We start from the raw sequence: 16,411 nt of genomic DNA, 5'->3' as shown, positions 1-16,411 counted from the left end.
TCTATTGTGTTGAAGCTAGCTCTGTTAAAATATTTTATTATACACCTTTAAAGGATATGCAAAATGGTTTGGTTTAAAAATGTGATGGTTTATAAATTAACAAGTGAGCTTTCGCTGGAGGGCAAAAAACTTGATAATTTACTGCAAGAAACGAAATTCACCCCTTGTACTCAGTATGATATGAGTAAATTCGGTTGGTCTAGCCCACTAAAAGATGCTGATTTACTCTATTTTTCACAAGGCAACCAATTTTTGCTCATTTCACACAAAGAAGATAAATTACTGCCAGCTAATGTGGTGAAAGTAGAAACCGAGCAACGCATTACCGAATTAGAAGAAAAAGAGGCTCGTCAGCTTAAAAAGACCGAAAAGCAAGCCGTGAAAGACCAAGTTGTTGCTAATCTTTTGCCTCGTGCATTTAGCAAACATCAATTCACCGCAATTTGGTTAGATTTAGATAGCCAGCTGATTTATATTGACACTGCCTCCAGCAAACGAGCGGAAGAAACGCTTGCTTTGTTGCGGAAAACACTTGGCTCGTTGCCTGTTGTGCCCATTTCGTTCACACTGCCGCCTGCAGAAGTGATGACAAACTGGATCGCGAAAGGGCATACGCCAAGTTGGTTGAATTTATTGGAAGAAGCAGAGCTAAAATCTTTTGATACCGATAGTATTATTCGCTGTAAACGCCAAGATTTGGAGACTGAAGAAATTGCTCAGCACCTACAAGCGGGCAAATTTATCACAAAAATTGCAATTGAGTGGGAAACGCATCTCTCTTGTGTTCTCAATGAAGATGGCGTGCTATCTCGCCTAAAATTTGCCGATGAAGTGCGTGAGAAAAATGATGATATTCTCAAAGAGGATGTCGCTCAACGATTTGATGCGGATTTCTTATTGATGACGGAAGAATTAAAGCTCTTTATAGCTAAATTGATTGAGGAGTTTGGCGGTATTAAATCAAGAATTTAGGAAAAAGAATTAATCAAAAGGTAATTATGACAATAAAGTGGATTAAAAATATCGTTCAAAAATTGCTCTTTGCTTTAGACGCCGTGGAAAACTATTTTACAAGCGGTTCGTTTGGTGTGAAGTTTTACCCTCTGCTAATGCACCCTTGCTTTCGCAAAAGCTATGAGTGTTTAATTTTTATCACAGCTATTGTTTCTAGCTTTAGCGGACTATTTTATTTGATAGCAGAGCATTTCACTCTTTTATTTAGTGAACGATCTCTCACCGCTTATTTCCATCACAGCACCTTAGAATTACTCGTGCCTGTTAGCACAATGATTGATGATAAACTTAGCGAACTCTCGCCACTTTCGCTGGTAATGCGTATTATTTTTATGGTGCAAGCGGTCGTTTTTTTCTTTATTTATGCAATCGGCATTACACATATTGCTGATAATAAACGGCGAGTTATTGGCTTAATTTTAGCCCTCTTTTTTGCAATTGGTTGTTCTTTAGTGTCTGGTATTCAGCCAAATTCTCGTGGTGAATTTGGCATTTACAATTTAGGCGCAAGCATTACCTTTTTAATTGGTAACTTAACTCTGATTATGGTAGGGCTAGATATTCACCACCCAACTATACGTTTTTTTAAACACTTTAGTATTGCCGCAGGTATGATTGGGGTGAGTTGTATTTTAGTCACGATGTTCTTACCAACCATTTTTAGTCCATTAATTGAACGTATGGGAATTTACACCATTATGATATGGGAAATTTTAGCAGGATTTGCCATTATTAAACGATTAAGAAATATCCCATCATTAACTCGCCCTATAGGATAAACCGCAGGATAGACGATGAAACACAAGATTCCTTTTATTAACCGCTACGCACAGCTAATTGAGCTCCCAACCATCTCAAGTTTAGTCGCAGAAAATGATTTATCTAACCGTGCTTTAATTGAATTACTTGCCAATTGGCTTGCAGATCTTGGATTTAAAACGGATATTTTAGCTGTAGAAGGCAGCCGTAATAAATACAATTTACTTGCAACCTATGGCGAGGGCGAAGGCGGATTATTACTGGCAGGACACACTGATACCGTGCCATTTGACGATGGAAAATGGACGTTTCATCCATTCAAACTTACCGAAAAAGAGGGCAAACTCTATGGATTAGGCACTACAGATATGAAAGGCTTTTTCGCCTTTGTAGTAGAAGTGGTAAGCCAAATTGACCTAAGTCAAATCAAAAAGCCAATCCGTATTTTAGCCACAGCAGATGAAGAAACCACAATGCTTGGAGCAAAAACTTTTGCTCAACATACTCATATTCGCCCCGACTGTGCCATTATTGGTGAACCAACCTCACTTAAGCCAATTCGTGCTCACAAAGGACATTTAGGCGAATCTGTTAGAATTACAGGAAGAAGCGGACATTCAAGTGACCCAAGCAAAGGGATTAATGCCATTGAGTTGATGCACGAATCTATCGGCTACTTGATGAAAATGCGTGATGACCTGAAAGAAAAATATCATAATCCGCTCTTCCAAGTCACTCACCCGACAATGAACTTCGGTAACATTCGTGGTGGTGATGCCATCAACCGCATTTGTGCTTGCTGTGAATTACAGTTTGATATGCGACCATTACCCAATATGGCTATAGCAGATTTATATGCAATGGTTGATGAATATTTAAAACCAATGATTGAACAATATGGTGATTTAATCGAAATCCGCCCGATACACGACGGCATTCCCGGCTATGAATGCGAACACTCCGCCCAAATCGTACAAGTGGTAGAAAAATTATTAGGTGAAAAATGTGATGCGGTAAATTACTGCACCGAAGCCCCATTTATTCAGCAACTCTGCCCTACACTCGTGCTAGGACCAGGCTCAATTGAGCAAGCTCACCAGCCTGATGAATTTTTAGAAATGAAATATATTGAACCGACAAAAGAGTTATTAACAAAGTTGATTTATCACTTCTGTCGATAAAGATAAAAATAGGGTCCAAATTTTGAACACTATTTTACAAGCGGTTAAATTTGCCGTATTTTTTGCTATTGTGCATAACTAAATACTTTAACTACTTTTGTTACTCCACTTATATTACGTGCGATTTCGGCTGCTTCATCCGCTTGGCTTTGGCTAACTTTGCCCATTAAAAAGACCTCGCCATTTTCAGTAACGACTTTTACTTCCGTTGCTTTCACTTTGCCATTCACTAAAAGTTTAGATTTTACTTGGGTGGTTATCCAGCTATCTTGTGTAATTTGAGCAAAACCGATTTTTTCGCCTTGTCTAATTTCATTATAAACTTCAGTTACGCCGTCAGCACCTGCTGCAAGGTTTTTCGCATTTTCAACCACGTCCATACTTGGAGCTTGACCAATTAATAACACTTTGCCGTTATAAGCGACTACATTAATACGAGCCTCTTCTTTAATCTGCCCATCTTTATTGATGTTGTAAGCGACTTTCTCTTCTAAAATTTCATCATCAACCTGTGTACCCGTTGAACGGGGATCGGTGGCTACTTTAGTTGCCATCGCAGCTGATGTGACTACCGCCGTCGCAATACAACCTTGTAAAGCAATAAAGCCTGAGATGAACAAACTTACTTTAAGACATTTTTTCACTAAATTATTCATAATCTCTCCCTAAGAGAAAAGTAAATGATCGATAAGTTCACATAATAAATTCGTATAAAAGTGATGGCTTTCAATGACTCTTAATTCATTAGTTGAGGGGGCTGAAATTTCAATATCACTTTCATCTAATAATCCGAGAGTGTGATCATTACTGCTGCCAGTTAATGCGATAATATCTAAATCTAAATGGTGATTTTTAGCTGTATGAATCGCTTGCAATATACTTTCTTCATTGCCAATAGGTGAAAATACAATGAATAAATCGCCCGCTTTAGCAACTGCTTGTAATTGTTTTTTATATACGGAATCTAGCTCATTATCTTGAGAAAAAACGCCAGCTAATATACCGTTGAGTTGCAATTGTATGGCAGAAAAACTGGGTCTTGCTAATTCATATCGATGAAGTAAGTGGCTAACTAATAACGCCGCATTACCATAAGAACGCCCGTGTCCACATACAATCACTTTATCCCCACGTAATAAACACGCTACAATGCGGTTTGCCGCTTCACTTAATTTAGTCGGCAATAACTCTGCTGCAGAAATTTGGGTTTGAATACTTTCGCTAAATCTATCTTGTATTTTATTTAACATCTTATCTAACCTAGAAAGTTAGGGATCCATATTGGAGGCTGATTGCCTTCAAATACAACAACATCAAAGCGACAATTTGCAGTCTCTAAACTTTTATTTTGTTTGAGCAACCACATATTTGCCGCATTTTGCCATTTTTGTTGTTTTCGGTAATCAATGCTTTCAACTGCTGAGCCAAAACGATTATTTTTACGCTGACGAACTTCCACAAAAACGGTAGTTTCTCCATCTTGCATAATCAGATCAAGCTCTCCGCCTCTAAAATATTGGTTGGCAGCAACAAAACGAAATCCTTTTTCCTCTAAAAAAACACGGGCTTTTTGTTCATAAATCGCACCTTGCTGCCGTTTACTCGCCTCTTTTTGATTAATAAGCTTGTTGAATAGCCCCATTTTGATATTGCATCCAAGATAAACTACGTTCAATATTACAATTTTGCCCTGCTTTTAATTCACCTGTTAAGCCTGAGATTTTATAACCTGGAATATGGCGTAATTCATTGAATTTAGTTGCGAGTAACCACGCATCTGCACCCATTGCATATAAACGCATCATTGAGAAATCACTATTCGCTAAATTTTCCGCTTTTTGGAATTTACTAGAAGATGTATCCGCTAATAAAGGCACTTCGCTGAATTTTACCCCTTCCATTATGGTATAGAAATCAATACCATTATTTGGAGAATTACTGCGAGATGAAGTATACATTGCTAGGCGATCTTTCAAATTAGAGTTATCAATGCCTTGCTTAATTTCTACTACTTGTCCTGCATTACCTAAAATATACAATCCAGCTTTCGTTACTCCTGTATTTTGAATGGTAGCAACAGAATCAAGTGGCTGATTGTAATAACGCACATCTGCATCTGTATTTGTTAGTTGACGCCAGCGTTTAGCGAAGGCTTCTGCTGAACGGTGTCCAAAATCATCTTGTGGAGCAGCAACTACAGCAATACTATGACCATCATTATACATTTTCTCTGCACCTGCTTGAGCTTCAGATTCAGGAGATAAACCATAATAGCAAACCTGTGCCATATTGCGTGCGTTTTCAGTCGAATTAAGCGCTAATACATTAATATGTTGAATTTCATGGCTTAATAGCATCTCATCTACGCGAGATTTTAATAGCGGTCCAACAATAATGTTTGCCCCTTGCTGTTTTGCTCGAGCAATTAATGAATTTACGTCTGAAGTGCTGGTATCAAAAGTCTGTACTGCTGTGGAATCGCCTGCTTTGGCATCATCAAAACCACGTTTAATAATATCACCTAAAATCTGAGCATCACCACTTAACGGTAATAATAGTGCAACACCATTTAATTGGGTTTGCTGAAAATTACTCACACCTTGTAATTCTGTTGGCATAAGCGTAACGGCACTATGACTTGGATATTGATTTTTCCAGTTATTAAATGCCTGTGGTATTTGTGTTGGTGTTGTCATATTTTGGTTATAGATGTTAATTAACGCCAACCAACCTGCAAACTCAATTTCACCTGCTTCAGCAACCGCTTTCTCTAACATACCACGATTAGCATCACGCAGGACTCTCCAAATAATATCGTTATTTTCCTGACGTTCACGATTCATTCGGAAATAATCATTTAATTGCGATCTCGCACGCACAACCCCAATCGCATCATTCTTATTTGCCGCAATACGAGCTTGAGTTTGAATATAGCGTACACGTTGTGCAGAACTTAACAGACTTTGCGGAATATCTCTTAATTGATTCACTGCCATCTCATTTTTACCTTGTAAAGCGGCAAGTTGTGCATACACTAACGCATATTCTAACTTTTGCACCTCGTTCATTTCTGATGCCATAATCTCACTAAAGGTATTTTGTGCTTCATATTCTTTGTTTTCATCAATTAATTTACGCACAGCCAAAAGTTGATAAGAGATTTTATCTTCTTTCTCTTTGGCTTGCTCTGCCTTATTAAGATAGAATTCTGAGCTTGAATAAGCTTCATCTTTGATGGACTCAGTAATAGGGTTTAGTGATGTACAAGCAGAAATAAATAATGCGATCACCGTTGGCAAAAATGCCTTTTTCATTGTTTGATTTAAAATAGTTGCCATTGTATTTTCCTCGATAGAATATAATGTGCTAAATTTAATGTGAAATCTTACTTATCAAATGAGCTAAAAGCAAATGAAAAACAGACAAAATTCATCTGAAATCTCTCCAAGCTACGGTATTTTATACATTGTGGCAACGCCAATCGGCAACTTAGGCGATATTACTCAACGAGCATTAGACACGTTTTCCTCTGTTGATCTAATTGCTGCTGAAGACACTCGTCATAGTGGTTTATTGCTTAGCCATTACGGTATTAAAAAGCCATTTTTTGCCTTACACGACCATAATGAGCAGCAAAAAGCGGTCGTTTTAGTCGAAAAATTAGCAAAAGGAGAAAATATTGCATTAATTTCAGATGCTGGCACACCGCTTATTAGTGATCCAGGTTTTCACCTCGTCCGTCAATGCCGTCAAGCGGGTGTGAAAGTGGTACCCATTCCTGGTGCTTGTGCCGCTATTACTGCTTTATGTGCTTCTGGCGTTGCTTCGGACCGTTTTTGTTTTGAAGGATTCTTGCCCGCCAAAACAAAAGCCCGTTGCGATAAATTAACTGAATTAGAAAATGAGTCTCGTACGCTAATTTTCTATGAATCCACGCATCGCATTTTAGATACCCTTGCGGATATGCAAAAAATCTTTGGTGAAGAACGCTATATCGTGATGGCGCGTGAAATCACCAAAACTTGGGAAACCATTTACAGCGATCAATTAGGTAACTTAATTGAATGGCTAAATGAAGAGAGTAACCGTATTAAAGGTGAGATTGTGCTCATTGTTGAAGGAAAGTCACACCACGTGGCGGAAGAGTTTTCCAAACAAGCAATCAAATTACTTGAACTACTTTGTCAAACTCTTCCATTGAAAAAAGCGGCAAGCATTGTGGCAGAAACCTTTGGATATAAGAAAAATGCGTTATATCAATATGGCTTGGCACATTTTCAATAGCATACAAGCGGTGAGTTTTTAAGGATTTTTTGCAAAAAAGTGGCTTAAAGCATATACCTTAAGCCACTTTTTTATATCATTTTATCTCATCTAAATACGCGTTATTGGCACGTTCAAACGTTTCTTGTATTTCTCTGCTTGGTGCTGGTGTGATGAGCGATACCACAATAATCATCACTGTGGCAGTAATAAAGCCTGGAATCATAGAATAAATTTCAGGTAATGCTAATTTAAGCGTAATATCTGCCCAGAAGTGAACAATTAACGCTCCTGTTAGCATTCCAGCAATTGCTCCAAAGCCGTTCATACGTTTCCAGAAGAGCGAAAGAAGAACGACAGGCCCAAATGCAGAACCAAAACCAGCCCACGCATTGCTAACTAAACCAAATACTTTACTATCAGGATCTTGGGCAATATAAATGGCAAGCACAGCCACGGCGAGCACCATTAAGCGGCTTAACCAAACTAATTCTTTATCTGATGCCTTAGGACGTAAAATACCTTTGTACAAATCTTCAGTAATTGCACTAGAGCAAATCAATAATTGAGCAGAAAGCGTACTCATTACTGCAGCAAGAATGGCCGACAATAAAATACCTGCGACCCAAGGATTAAACAACAGTTTTGCTAATTCAATAAAAATTTGTTCTGGGTTTTGGTTCACGTTAGCTGCTTGAGTAGGGTGGCCAAAGAAATACGCCATACCGAAATAACCAATCCCAATTGCACCTACTAAGCAAATTACCATCCACGTCATACTAATACGGCGTGCATTCTCTAGCGATTTTACACTTTCAGCTGCCATAAAACGTACTACAATGTGCGGTTGTCCAAAATAGCCTAGCCCCCACGCCATTAGACTAATAACGGCTAATACGCTCGTGCCAGTAAACATATCATTGTAATCTTTTTGTGCCATTTCGCCTGCACGATCGATTAAGGCTTGCATTTCATCAAAACCACCTAAGTTATACATTACGAAAAGAGGGGTTAGAATTAAAGCAAAAAGCATTAATGAAGCTTGAATGGTGTCTGTCCAGCTTACGGCTAAGAAACCGCCAATAAAGGTATAGAGAATAGTGGCTACTGCACCATACCAAATCGCTTGGTGATACGGTAATCCAAATAGATTTTCAAATACTCTAGCGCCAGCTACAACACCTGATGCACAATAAATTGCAAAAAAAAGTAAAAAAATGACCGCTGATAAAATCTTAATTAAACGGGTTTTATCGCCAAATCGATTATGGAAATATTCAGGCAACGTTAACGCATCACCACTATGCTCGGTATGAGAACGCAATCTGCCAGCCACTAATTTCCAGTTCAAATAAGCCCCAATCGTTAAACCAACCGCAATCCAACCTTCGATCAAACCGCCTGCGTAAACCGCACCAGGTAATCCCATCAGTAGCCATCCCGACATATCTGATGCACCTGCTGATAAGGCCGTTACAAAGCTCCCTAAACGGCGACCACCTAAAATATAATCTGAAAGATTATTTGTAACACGATAAGCAATAAAACCTATTGCAATCATACCTAAAATATAAACAACAAACGTTATTGTTGTTGGGTCAAAACCAAACATTATTAATAAATCCTCAACATTTTTATTTCATAAAAAACCACATTTTGTAATAGCTGCAAGATTACCTAAAATAATCAAAATAGCAATATAAAATTACTATCCACCTAACTCTGCAGAAATTTTTTCTGCCGTTTCTTGAATTGCAGGCAGTAAATTTTCTCTCCCTAACTGATTTAAACGGGCAGTGGAAAGTGAAACCGACACCGCATAATGTACGTGCTGTTGATGATCGAAAATCGGGCAAGCAATGCAAGAAACACCTAATTCGTTTTCTTCGTCATCCATTGCAAAACCACGTTCACGAATCGTTTCCAGCTCTTTTTTCATCCCTTCAATCGTGGTTATTGTATTAATGGTCAGTGGTTGAATAATGGAGGATTTTGCTTGCCAATATTGTGGTATATAATCAACCGAATTATAAGCTAAGAAAAGCTTTCCCATACCAGAACAATATAATTGTAACTGTTGCCCGATATAAGCCCTCGTACGCATTAAGCCTGTCGTCGCTTCCAATTTATTGATTAAAATAGCGTGATCTTTCTCTCGCATCGCAAAATTAACTGTTTCCCCCAATTTTAAATTCAACGCTTCTAAATGCGGGGCGGCAATATGTAGAATGTTAATTGAACTTAACGCTCTCTGCCCAATAGCCAAGCATTTTGTCGTGAGACGATAACTGCCTGAAGTTGGTGCTGGACGAACATACCCTTCTTGCAACAAGCCTTGTAATAAACGATGCACCGTACTTTTATTTAAGCCTGAAAGCTCAGCTAAGTGGGCTAATGGGCAGCCGTTAGGAAATTGTGCTAATAACTCTAAAAGAGTTAAACCTCGAATTAAACTTTGGTTTCCTGTGGATTCCTTCTCTTTTTTTTCAATCATCTGGATGCTCCCAAAATAATATGATGTAACGGCATATCCCAATGCGCTATCGGCAATTGTTCTACTTGCTGGCACTCGTGAGCCAATCCAACACGGATAATATGAGGTGCTTGAGCAAGCGTTCGATCATAAAAACCGCCGCCCATACCTAAACGATTCCCTGCTTTATCACACGCAACTAATGGCGTAAAAATCATTTCTAATTCTTGTAGAGGAATGATTTTTCTCACATCCAACACAGGCTCTTGAATTCTCAAGCGGTTAAATTTTAAGGAAGTTTTGCAATCGTAATTTAAAAACAATAATTGACCGCTTGTAAAAGGGTGAAGAATAGGCAAATAGATTTTTTTGCCTTGTTCAAGCAAATAATTCATTAAAGGTAACGGGGAGATTTCGCCATCAAAAGGTAAATAAAATGCAATATGTGATACTTGGTAAGATTCAATTAAAGAAATCGCTTGTGGGATAAGTGATTGAGCAGCTTGTGCCTGTTGTAGTTTGGTTAAACTGGAGCGTTTAACCCGCATAAGATGCCTTAGTTGATTACGAAGAGCAGTAGAACTATTCATATATAAGTACCCGAGATGCCGCTACTAGTAATGGTCCTTGAACCAGTTGGTTCAAGGGAGTCAAATGTAACTGCTTTTAGGCTTCTTACTCTTGATTCAAGGTAAGCTTGCTCACCAGCAATAAATATCCAACTCAAAGTTTCAAATTATCGGCTCAGGGACGTAACCAATAACGCACACCCCAGGCAAGATTTATAGTAACGGAATTTAATGATTTTTCCTAGTATTTAGTAAAATAAAATTGCAAATGCTCAATCTTTAGCACTATTCCTAATCGAATAGGTTAAAAATCAACTATTAGATTGTAATTTACTCAGAGAGTGATCGAGTTGCTCAATACAAGCAACTAATACATTTTTATTTTCTGCATTTTGACGCTGAGCCTGCTCTAATTCGTAATTCAAATTCAGGGCGACGATGGCTAATACTTTTTCAAGCTGAATAATGCCAGATTGCTCTTTCAATATTGCCACACGCGCTTCTAAACGCTCTGCTGAAGCCAGTAAATTTTCTTGTTGGTCAACAGGGCATTGCAAGCGTAAAACCTGTCCAAAAATCTGTAGCTCAATATTATTTACCGACATAAATATGAAATCCTCACTTAATCGCAAAATTTTTGCTATATTATGCCACTCTTTAGTAAAATCACAAATAATGCAATTATGGCTATAAAAACCCCTCAAGAATTTAAACAATTAATCACTCAATTACAGATTGAAGATACACCAGCAGAGTTTCATGGTTTCTTATGCGGATTAATTGCAGGTGGAATTCAAGATGACTCTTGGAAAACCTTAACCTATCAATTTACTCATGACGGGCACGCTTTTTCAGTTGAACCGCTAACAAAACTTACCGAGTTTTATCAACAGCTCACCGAAAGTTTTTTGGAAACCAATACGCTATTTAGTCTGTGGCTACCTGAAAATGAAGAAGATGGTTTTGCCCTTGCAGATGGCATCTACCAATGGGCAAACAGCTTCTTACTTGGCTTAGGCGTAGCTCAACCCAAACTCCAACAAGAAACAGATGAAGTCGGTGAGGCGATTGATGATTTAGATGAAATTGCAAAATTAGGTTACAATGATGAGGATAACAATGAGGAGCTGCTTGAAGCAGGCGAAGAAGTGTTAGAATATTTGCGTGTTTTAGCACTATTTTTACATAGTCATTTTGCTTTGGGTATCGCTAAAGCAGAACCAAAGCCTCAATTACATTAACAAGCGGTTAAATTTTACCAAAACTTTGCAAATGTATTTCGCCCTTACAGAAAAATGAAAGGAAAAAATGATGTCTGAACTTAAAAACGACCGCTATTTAAAAGCCCTTTTACGTGAGCCTGTGGATATGACCCCCGTATGGATGATGCGTCAGGCAGGGCGTTACCTACCTGAATATAAAGCAACTCGTGCCATAGCGGGCGATTTTATGTCGCTCTGTCGCAATGCAGATTTAGCCTGTGAAGTGACTTTACAACCGCTACGTCGCTATGAATTAGATGCCGCTATTCTATTCTCTGACATTCTGACTATTCCCGATGCAATGGGCTTGGGTTTAAGTTTTGGTGCAGGCGAAGGCCCGAAGTTTGCTCGTCCTATCCAAACATTATCTGATGTAAACAACCTTCCAATTCCTGATCCTGAAGGTGAGTTGCAATATGTTATGAATGCCGTACGCACTATTCGCCGTGAATTAAAAGGCGACGTGCCGTTAATCGGTTTTTCTGGTAGCCCTTGGACATTAGCAACTTATATGGTTGAAGGTGGCTCAAGCAAAGCATTTACCAAAATCAAAAAAATGCTTTACGCTGACCCAACACTTCTACACAAATTACTCGATAAATTAGCAGATAGCGTAATTTTATATTTAAATGCACAAATCAAAGCGGGCGCACAATCGGTAATGGTATTCGACACTTGGGGCGGCGTGTTAGCACATAACGACTACCCAGAATTCTCTTTACATTATATGCATAAAATTGTTGAGGGTTTAATCCGTGAAAATGAAGGACGAAAAGTGCCTGTTACCCTCTTTACTAAAGGCGGTGGCTTATGGTTAGAATCGATTGCAGAAACAGGCTGTGATGCCATCGGCTTAGACTGGACAGTAGATATTGCTGATGCTCGCCAGCGTGTCGGCAATAAAGTGGCACTGCAAGGTAATATGGACCCTAGCGTGCTTTACGCAAGGCCCGAACGTATTGAACAAGAAGTGAAGCATATTCTTGCTGGTTTTGGTAGCGGCAGTGGGCATGTGTTTAATTTAGGGCACGGCATTCACTTAGATGTGCCAGTAGAAAGCCCAAAAGTATTTGTTGATGCGATTCATCATTACTCAAAACAGTATCACCTATAATGTATAATCCGCTCTCTTTGTGGGAAAGGAACAAGCGGTTATTTTTTTACAAAACTTTGCAAATTTGTTTCCCTCACTGACAATCGAAAGCGCTAAATAAAAGAGAAAGTAAAATGCGAAACCCAATTCATAAACGTATGGAACGCTTTGAGCCTTGGCAAAATATCACCTTTATGGCTTGTTTGTGCGAAAGAATGTTCCCAAATTACCAGCTTTTCTGTGAGATGACCGAGCAACCAGAAAAAGCTAAAGTATTCCAAAATATTTTAAACTTAGTTTGGGAGTTTTTAACGGTAAAAGGGGCGAAAATTAATTTCGATAACCAATTAGAGAAATTAGAAGAAATCATTCCCGATGTGAATGAATATGCATTTTTTGGTGTTTTACCTGCTCAAGAAGCCTGTGAAGCTCTTTCTGAATTGCTGCATAGTATTATTGCTGGCGCCACTTTAGAACAAGCTATTCGCATTAGCCAAATTTCATTAGGAACAGTTGCAAGCTACTTAGAAATGCAACAAGACAAAGAACTCAGCGAGCAAGAATTGAAAAATTCAGAGGACATTCAAGAAGAGCTAGATGTGCAATGGCAAATCTATCGGTTACTCAATGACTGTGAAAACCGTGATCTTGATCTCATTTTTGAGTTGAAAGATGAAATTAGACGTAGTGGCATTAGTAATATCGGGTTAAATATCAATCAATGACATCAATATTTATAGAATCTTGTATAATAATACTTTGACAAATCTGAACTTTGAATTAAGCTATGGCAAGGTTTCAATAACTTTTCAGGCGTTTTACGTCATTTATTCAAAACACTATCTTAGAGGATAAAACTATGAACAAAACTGAGTTAATCGATGCTATCGCAGCAGATGCAAATTTAACTAAGAAAGAAGCTAAAGCAGCATTAGAAGCCACTCTTGATGCAATCTCTGCAAGCTTAAAAGCAGGTAACCCTGTTCAATTAATCGGCTTCGGTACTTTTAAAGTAAATGAGCGTAAAGCACGTACTGGTCGTAACCCAAAAACAGGTGAAGAAATTAAAATTGCAGCGGCTAAAGTACCTGCATTTGTTTCAGGTAAAGCATTAAAAGACTTAGTAAAATAAATCTTTTAGCAACAAAAAGCCTAGATAAATATGATCTGCACCTCAAATGGATTAGAAACCATTTGAGGTGCAGATTTTTTATGGCTAAAATAATGATCCTAGTTTGAAATACAAAAGACTGAGCCCTGTAGAGTACAGAACGCAGCCTTGAATTGAATTAAAAGTCTAATTTTTTGAGCTCAGATGTTTTTCACTCTGCTTGTGTAAACTCCGTAAATAAAGGCGATAATGTTGGCTCTCTGCTGTTGGTTTGATGAATACCACTGTTTGCTTTTGTTTAGGTTGTAGCCATAAATGTTGCCAACCAGAGTGTGCTGAGATGCCATCGGGTGATTGAGTAACACCATCTTTATCATACCAAAAGAGTTTATAAATCACATTAAGTGGAAAATTGGTCAAGTTAGTAGTACTAAAAGTTTTTCCGTTAGTATCAAGCTTGATTTTTCCTGCAATGTCGGCTTCAATATTCACAATAGGTTTTGAACTTGTCGGTAAATAGCTCACTGGTTTACTGGTACAAGCGGTCAAAAAAAGTGAAAAAATTGTAAAACTAAAATAGGATAAACGCATATTATTTTGCCACTAATGGACCTAGTTTTTGCCCACCAAGTAAGTGCATATGAATATGGAATACTTCTTGCCCTGCGTTTTTATTGCAATTCATAATTAAACGGTAACCCTCTTCTGCAATTCCTTCTTCTTTTGCTAATTTCGCTGCAACCGTAAATAAGCGTCCTAATGCCAATTCATCTTCGCCAGTTACGTGATTAACCGTGGGAATGAATTTATTCGGAATAATGAGAATGTGAGTTGGTGCTTGTGGAGAAATATCTCGAAATGCCGTTACAAGATCATCTTGATAGACAATATTTGCAGGAATTTCTTTATTGATAATTTTAGTAAAAATAGTTTCTTGGTACTCTGTCGTCATAAAATTTTCCTTCTAGCCAATTAAACCTAATACTTTTTTTACAGGGGCAAAACTCTTACGATGATAAGGCGTTGCGCCAAATTCGATTAATTTTTCAAAATGCAACTTAGTTGGGTAGCCTTTATGCTTTGCAAAACCGTATTGTGGAAATTGCTTGTCTAATTCGTTCATTTCACTATCTCGTGCAACTTTAGCAATAATTGAGGCTGCACTAATTTCAGCGACTAAACTATCCCCTTTCACTACCGCTTGCGTTGGCACTAAAAATTGGGGTGGTCGATTGCCATCAACTAAGATAAAATCAGGCTGAATATGTAAACCATTAACAGCTCTTTGCATTGCTAGCATAGTTGCGTGGAGAATATTTAATTCATCAATTTCAGCAGGTTCCGCTCGACCAAGAGACCAACTCAGTGCTTTTGTTTTAATTTCTTCAGCTAATGCTAAACGTTTCTTTTCTGATAGCTTTTTGGAATCCATTAATCCTTTAATTGGATTATTTGGATCTAAAATAACTGCCGCAGTAACAACCGCGCCAACTAAAGGCCCACGCCCAACTTCATCAACGCCTGCAATTAACTTTGCATTAGGATATACAAATTCATTCATTATTATACTTCTTCTTTTCTAAAATGGCGTTGGCTTTTAGTTTCTGAAAGACTTTCAATTAAGCGATGATAATTTTCAAATCGAATTGCAGAAATTTGACCATTTTCGACCGCTTGTCTTAATTCACAGCCTGGATCGGTTTTGTGTTTACAATCACGAAATTTGCAAGTGCCTAATATGGATTGAAATTCACGGTAGCCTAAGGTAATTTGCTCTGGCTCTAAATGCCATAGCCCAAACTCACGAATACCTGGCGAATCAATTAATTGACCGCCTTGTGGTAAGTGATACAAACGTGAAGCGGTGGTCGTGTGTTGCCCCAAGCCTGAATTATCGCTTACAGAACCTGTTAGTGCATTCACCTCTGGTAAAAGTTGGTTGATTAGACTTGATTTTCCTACGCCCGATTGCCCAACAAAAATCGATGTGCCTTTCGCAAGATATTGATGTAAAGCGTGCATATTTTCGCCGGTGTCGGCGGATAAACAAAGGTTTTCATAGCCAATGTTTTCGTAAATTTTTAACTGCTCTTGAACCGCTTTTCGTTCAGTTTCATCAAGTAAGTCAATTTTATTAAGCACAATAAGTGCTGGAATATTGGCAGTTTCACAAATCACTAAATAACGATCAATAATGTTCAATGAAAGTGTAGGTACAACCGCTGAAACAATAATGATCTGATCGATATTTGATGCCATTATTTTTATGCCATCGTAATAGTCTGGGCGAGTAAGCTCATTTTTACGTGGAAAAACAGCTTCAATTACACCACTAATGCCTTGTAGTTGCTCGCTGCCTTTACGCCAAGAGACACGATCACCTACTACCACATTTTTTAATGTACGGCGGATATTACAACGAAAAATATCACCCTCTTGGGTCTCGACGTCAGCGTGTTTTACGTGGCGAGTCACAACAATGCCTTGTTGCATTTCGCCTAACATTTCATCTTGCCATTCAATTTCTTTTTTATTGATGCGTTTATGATGATTAGATTTAATTCTACGTTGTTGATTCTGGGTTAATCTCAGTTTACTCAAAGGAATGCTCTGTTATTAAAAACTATAGTGTTAGAATACTATAAAACCTATTTTTATAACAGATAAAGTGAAAGAATAAAAGAGT

Annotated in this window: 20 protein-coding genes and 1 other RNA gene; 8 read left to right on the top strand and 13 right to left on the bottom strand. The window is 38.2% G+C overall.

Annotated features, from left to right (window positions below; all coding sequences use genetic code 11):
- Nucleotides 1–63: 63 nt before the first annotated feature.
- From rdgC to argE, 3 genes are read left to right on the top strand one after another with little or no spacing between them, the layout of a single operon-like run.
- On the top strand, nucleotides 64–972 hold the full coding sequence (rdgC, locus tag HV560_RS00225; RefSeq protein WP_176811887.1) for a recombination-associated protein RdgC: 909 nt from the start codon (nucleotides 64–66) through the stop codon (nucleotides 970–972).
- Between the two features lie 26 nt (nucleotides 973–998).
- A complete protein-coding gene (locus tag HV560_RS00220) occupies nucleotides 999–1,793 on the top strand; it encodes a DUF998 domain-containing protein (RefSeq protein WP_176811886.1) in 795 nt (264 codons plus the stop codon).
- A gap of 15 nt (nucleotides 1,794–1,808) precedes the next feature.
- Nucleotides 1,809–2,954, top strand: a complete 1,146-nt coding sequence (argE, locus tag HV560_RS00215) for an acetylornithine deacetylase (RefSeq protein ID WP_176811885.1) — start codon at nucleotides 1,809–1,811, stop codon at nucleotides 2,952–2,954.
- A gap of 65 nt (nucleotides 2,955–3,019) precedes the next feature.
- Here the strand turns inward: argE and dolP are convergent, their stop codons facing one another.
- Genes dolP through HV560_RS00195 form a run of 4 tightly spaced genes read right to left on the bottom strand, consistent with a single transcriptional unit; the run spans nucleotide 3,020 to nucleotide 6,292 of the window.
- Nucleotides 3,020–3,610 (bottom strand): division/outer membrane stress-associated lipid-binding lipoprotein, encoded by a 591-nt coding sequence (dolP, locus tag HV560_RS00210; RefSeq protein WP_176811884.1) that lies wholly within the window; start codon nucleotides 3,608–3,610, stop codon nucleotides 3,020–3,022.
- A gap of 9 nt (nucleotides 3,611–3,619) precedes the next feature.
- Nucleotides 3,620–4,204 (bottom strand): D-sedoheptulose-7-phosphate isomerase, encoded by a 585-nt coding sequence (locus HV560_RS00205; RefSeq protein ID WP_176811883.1) that lies wholly within the window; start codon nucleotides 4,202–4,204, stop codon nucleotides 3,620–3,622.
- Between the two features lie 5 nt (nucleotides 4,205–4,209).
- Entirely contained in the window at nucleotides 4,210–4,596 is a 387-nt protein-coding gene (locus tag HV560_RS00200) for a YraN family protein (protein WP_176809245.1), read from the bottom strand.
- Nucleotides 4,571–6,292 (bottom strand): penicillin-binding protein activator, encoded by a 1,722-nt coding sequence (locus tag HV560_RS00195; protein ID WP_176811882.1) that lies wholly within the window; start codon nucleotides 6,290–6,292, stop codon nucleotides 4,571–4,573. The genes HV560_RS00200 and HV560_RS00195 overlap by 26 nt, the downstream gene beginning before the upstream one ends.
- A 73-nt stretch (nucleotides 6,293–6,365) precedes the next feature.
- On the opposite strand from HV560_RS00195, the gene rsmI reads away from it, so the two are divergent.
- On the top strand, nucleotides 6,366–7,238 hold the full coding sequence (gene rsmI / locus HV560_RS00190) for a 16S rRNA (cytidine(1402)-2'-O)-methyltransferase (RefSeq protein WP_420371378.1): 873 nt from the start codon (nucleotides 6,366–6,368) through the stop codon (nucleotides 7,236–7,238).
- A gap of 76 nt (nucleotides 7,239–7,314) precedes the next feature.
- On the opposite strand, the gene putP is transcribed toward rsmI, so the two are convergent.
- From putP to HV560_RS00165, 5 genes are all read right to left on the bottom strand, one after another.
- Nucleotides 7,315–8,829 (bottom strand): sodium/proline symporter PutP, encoded by a 1,515-nt coding sequence (putP, locus tag HV560_RS00185; protein WP_176807345.1) that lies wholly within the window; start codon nucleotides 8,827–8,829, stop codon nucleotides 7,315–7,317.
- A 96-nt stretch (nucleotides 8,830–8,925) separates the two neighbouring features.
- A complete protein-coding gene (locus HV560_RS00180; protein WP_159628491.1) occupies nucleotides 8,926–9,711 on the bottom strand; it encodes an IclR family transcriptional regulator in 786 nt (261 codons plus the stop codon).
- Nucleotides 9,708–10,280 (bottom strand): 5-formyltetrahydrofolate cyclo-ligase, encoded by a 573-nt coding sequence (locus tag HV560_RS00175; RefSeq protein ID WP_176811881.1) that lies wholly within the window; start codon nucleotides 10,278–10,280, stop codon nucleotides 9,708–9,710. The genes HV560_RS00180 and HV560_RS00175 overlap by 4 nt, the downstream gene beginning before the upstream one ends.
- Before the next feature lie 3 nt (nucleotides 10,281–10,283).
- Nucleotides 10,284–10,471: non-coding RNA, 6S RNA (gene ssrS / locus HV560_RS00170), on the bottom strand.
- A 99-nt stretch (nucleotides 10,472–10,570) separates the two neighbouring features.
- Entirely contained in the window at nucleotides 10,571–10,864 is a 294-nt protein-coding gene (locus tag HV560_RS00165; RefSeq protein ID WP_159628489.1) for a cell division protein ZapA, read from the bottom strand.
- Nucleotides 10,865–10,942: 78 nt separating this feature from the next.
- Here HV560_RS00165 and HV560_RS00160 point away from each other — a divergent pair, with 78 nt between their 5' ends.
- The 4 genes from HV560_RS00160 to HV560_RS00145 all read left to right on the top strand — a co-directional run bounded on the left by HV560_RS00160 (nucleotide 10,943) and on the right by HV560_RS00145 (nucleotide 13,746).
- The gene (locus tag HV560_RS00160; protein ID WP_159628488.1) at nucleotides 10,943–11,500 is read left to right on the top strand and encodes a UPF0149 family protein; all 558 of its coding nucleotides are present in this window, start codon (nucleotides 10,943–10,945) and stop codon (nucleotides 11,498–11,500) included.
- A gap of 70 nt (nucleotides 11,501–11,570) precedes the next feature.
- A complete protein-coding gene (gene hemE / locus HV560_RS00155; RefSeq protein WP_176811880.1) occupies nucleotides 11,571–12,635 on the top strand; it encodes a uroporphyrinogen decarboxylase in 1,065 nt (354 codons plus the stop codon).
- A gap of 113 nt (nucleotides 12,636–12,748) precedes the next feature.
- Nucleotides 12,749–13,339, top strand: a complete 591-nt coding sequence (locus HV560_RS00150; RefSeq protein WP_159628486.1) for a YjaG family protein — start codon at nucleotides 12,749–12,751, stop codon at nucleotides 13,337–13,339.
- A gap of 116 nt (nucleotides 13,340–13,455) precedes the next feature.
- The gene (locus HV560_RS00145; protein ID WP_225981410.1) at nucleotides 13,456–13,746 is read left to right on the top strand and encodes an HU family DNA-binding protein; all 291 of its coding nucleotides are present in this window, start codon (nucleotides 13,456–13,458) and stop codon (nucleotides 13,744–13,746) included.
- Between the two features lie 165 nt (nucleotides 13,747–13,911).
- Here HV560_RS00145 and HV560_RS00140 read toward each other — a convergent pair whose 3' ends face one another.
- Genes HV560_RS00140 through rsgA form a run of 4 tightly spaced genes read right to left on the bottom strand, consistent with a single transcriptional unit; the run spans nucleotide 13,912 to nucleotide 16,326 of the window.
- Nucleotides 13,912–14,316, bottom strand: coding sequence for a YcfL family putative periplasmic lipoprotein (locus HV560_RS00140; RefSeq protein ID WP_176811879.1), 405 nt, complete (start codon nucleotides 14,314–14,316; stop codon nucleotides 13,912–13,914).
- A gap of 1 nt (nucleotide 14,317) precedes the next feature.
- On the bottom strand, nucleotides 14,318–14,677 hold the full coding sequence (locus HV560_RS00135) for an HIT domain-containing protein (protein ID WP_159628483.1): 360 nt from the start codon (nucleotides 14,675–14,677) through the stop codon (nucleotides 14,318–14,320).
- 12 nt (nucleotides 14,678–14,689) lie between these two features.
- Nucleotides 14,690–15,286 (bottom strand): ribonuclease HII, encoded by a 597-nt coding sequence (gene rnhB / locus HV560_RS00130; protein WP_159628482.1) that lies wholly within the window; start codon nucleotides 15,284–15,286, stop codon nucleotides 14,690–14,692.
- Nucleotides 15,287–15,288: 2 nt separating this feature from the next.
- Complete coding sequence (gene rsgA / locus HV560_RS00125) at nucleotides 15,289–16,326, bottom strand: small ribosomal subunit biogenesis GTPase RsgA (RefSeq protein ID WP_159628481.1); 1,038 nt, start codon at nucleotides 16,324–16,326, stop codon at nucleotides 15,289–15,291.
- Nucleotides 16,327–16,411 lie beyond the last annotated feature (85 nt).

The organism is Mannheimia pernigra (genome assembly GCF_013377995.1).
GTDB lineage: Bacteria > Pseudomonadota > Gammaproteobacteria > Enterobacterales > Pasteurellaceae > Mannheimia > Mannheimia pernigra.
The sequence above is the reverse complement of the archived record's forward strand: the minus strand, read 5'-3'. Positions and strand labels throughout refer to the sequence as shown.

Bases quoted from the DNA above. Each gene is read 5' to 3' on its own strand.
- dolP (WP_176811884.1), bottom strand. From the start codon at position 3,610: ATGAATAATTTAGTGAAAAAATGTCTTAAAGTAAGTTTGTTCATCTCA.
- HV560_RS00200 (WP_176809245.1), bottom strand. From the start codon at position 4,596: ATGGGGCTATTCAACAAGCTTATTAATCAAAAAGAGGCGAGTAAACGG.
- HV560_RS00135 (WP_159628483.1), bottom strand. From the start codon at position 14,677: ATGACGACAGAGTACCAAGAAACTATTTTTACTAAAATTATCAATAAA.
- HV560_RS00180 (WP_159628491.1), bottom strand. From the start codon at position 9,711: ATGATTGAAAAAAAAGAGAAGGAATCCACAGGAAACCAAAGTTTAATT.
- rsmI (WP_420371378.1), top strand. From the start codon at position 6,366: ATGAAAAACAGACAAAATTCATCTGAAATCTCTCCAAGCTACGGTATT.
- rdgC (WP_176811887.1), top strand. From the start codon at position 64: ATGGTTTGGTTTAAAAATGTGATGGTTTATAAATTAACAAGTGAGCTT.
- HV560_RS00165 (WP_159628489.1), bottom strand. From the start codon at position 10,864: ATGTCGGTAAATAATATTGAGCTACAGATTTTTGGACAGGTTTTACGC.
- HV560_RS00195 (WP_176811882.1), bottom strand. From the start codon at position 6,292: ATGGCAACTATTTTAAATCAAACAATGAAAAAGGCATTTTTGCCAACG.
- HV560_RS00160 (WP_159628488.1), top strand. From the start codon at position 10,943: ATGGCTATAAAAACCCCTCAAGAATTTAAACAATTAATCACTCAATTA.
- HV560_RS00175 (WP_176811881.1), bottom strand. From the start codon at position 10,280: ATGAATAGTTCTACTGCTCTTCGTAATCAACTAAGGCATCTTATGCGG.
- HV560_RS00220 (WP_176811886.1), top strand. From the start codon at position 999: ATGACAATAAAGTGGATTAAAAATATCGTTCAAAAATTGCTCTTTGCT.
- HV560_RS00205 (WP_176811883.1), bottom strand. From the start codon at position 4,204: ATGTTAAATAAAATACAAGATAGATTTAGCGAAAGTATTCAAACCCAA.
- hemE (WP_176811880.1), top strand. From the start codon at position 11,571: ATGTCTGAACTTAAAAACGACCGCTATTTAAAAGCCCTTTTACGTGAG.
- argE (WP_176811885.1), top strand. From the start codon at position 1,809: ATGAAACACAAGATTCCTTTTATTAACCGCTACGCACAGCTAATTGAG.
- HV560_RS00150 (WP_159628486.1), top strand. From the start codon at position 12,749: ATGCGAAACCCAATTCATAAACGTATGGAACGCTTTGAGCCTTGGCAA.
- putP (WP_176807345.1), bottom strand. From the start codon at position 8,829: ATGTTTGGTTTTGACCCAACAACAATAACGTTTGTTGTTTATATTTTA.
- rnhB (WP_159628482.1), bottom strand. From the start codon at position 15,286: ATGAATGAATTTGTATATCCTAATGCAAAGTTAATTGCAGGCGTTGAT.
- HV560_RS00140 (WP_176811879.1), bottom strand. From the start codon at position 14,316: ATGCGTTTATCCTATTTTAGTTTTACAATTTTTTCACTTTTTTTGACC.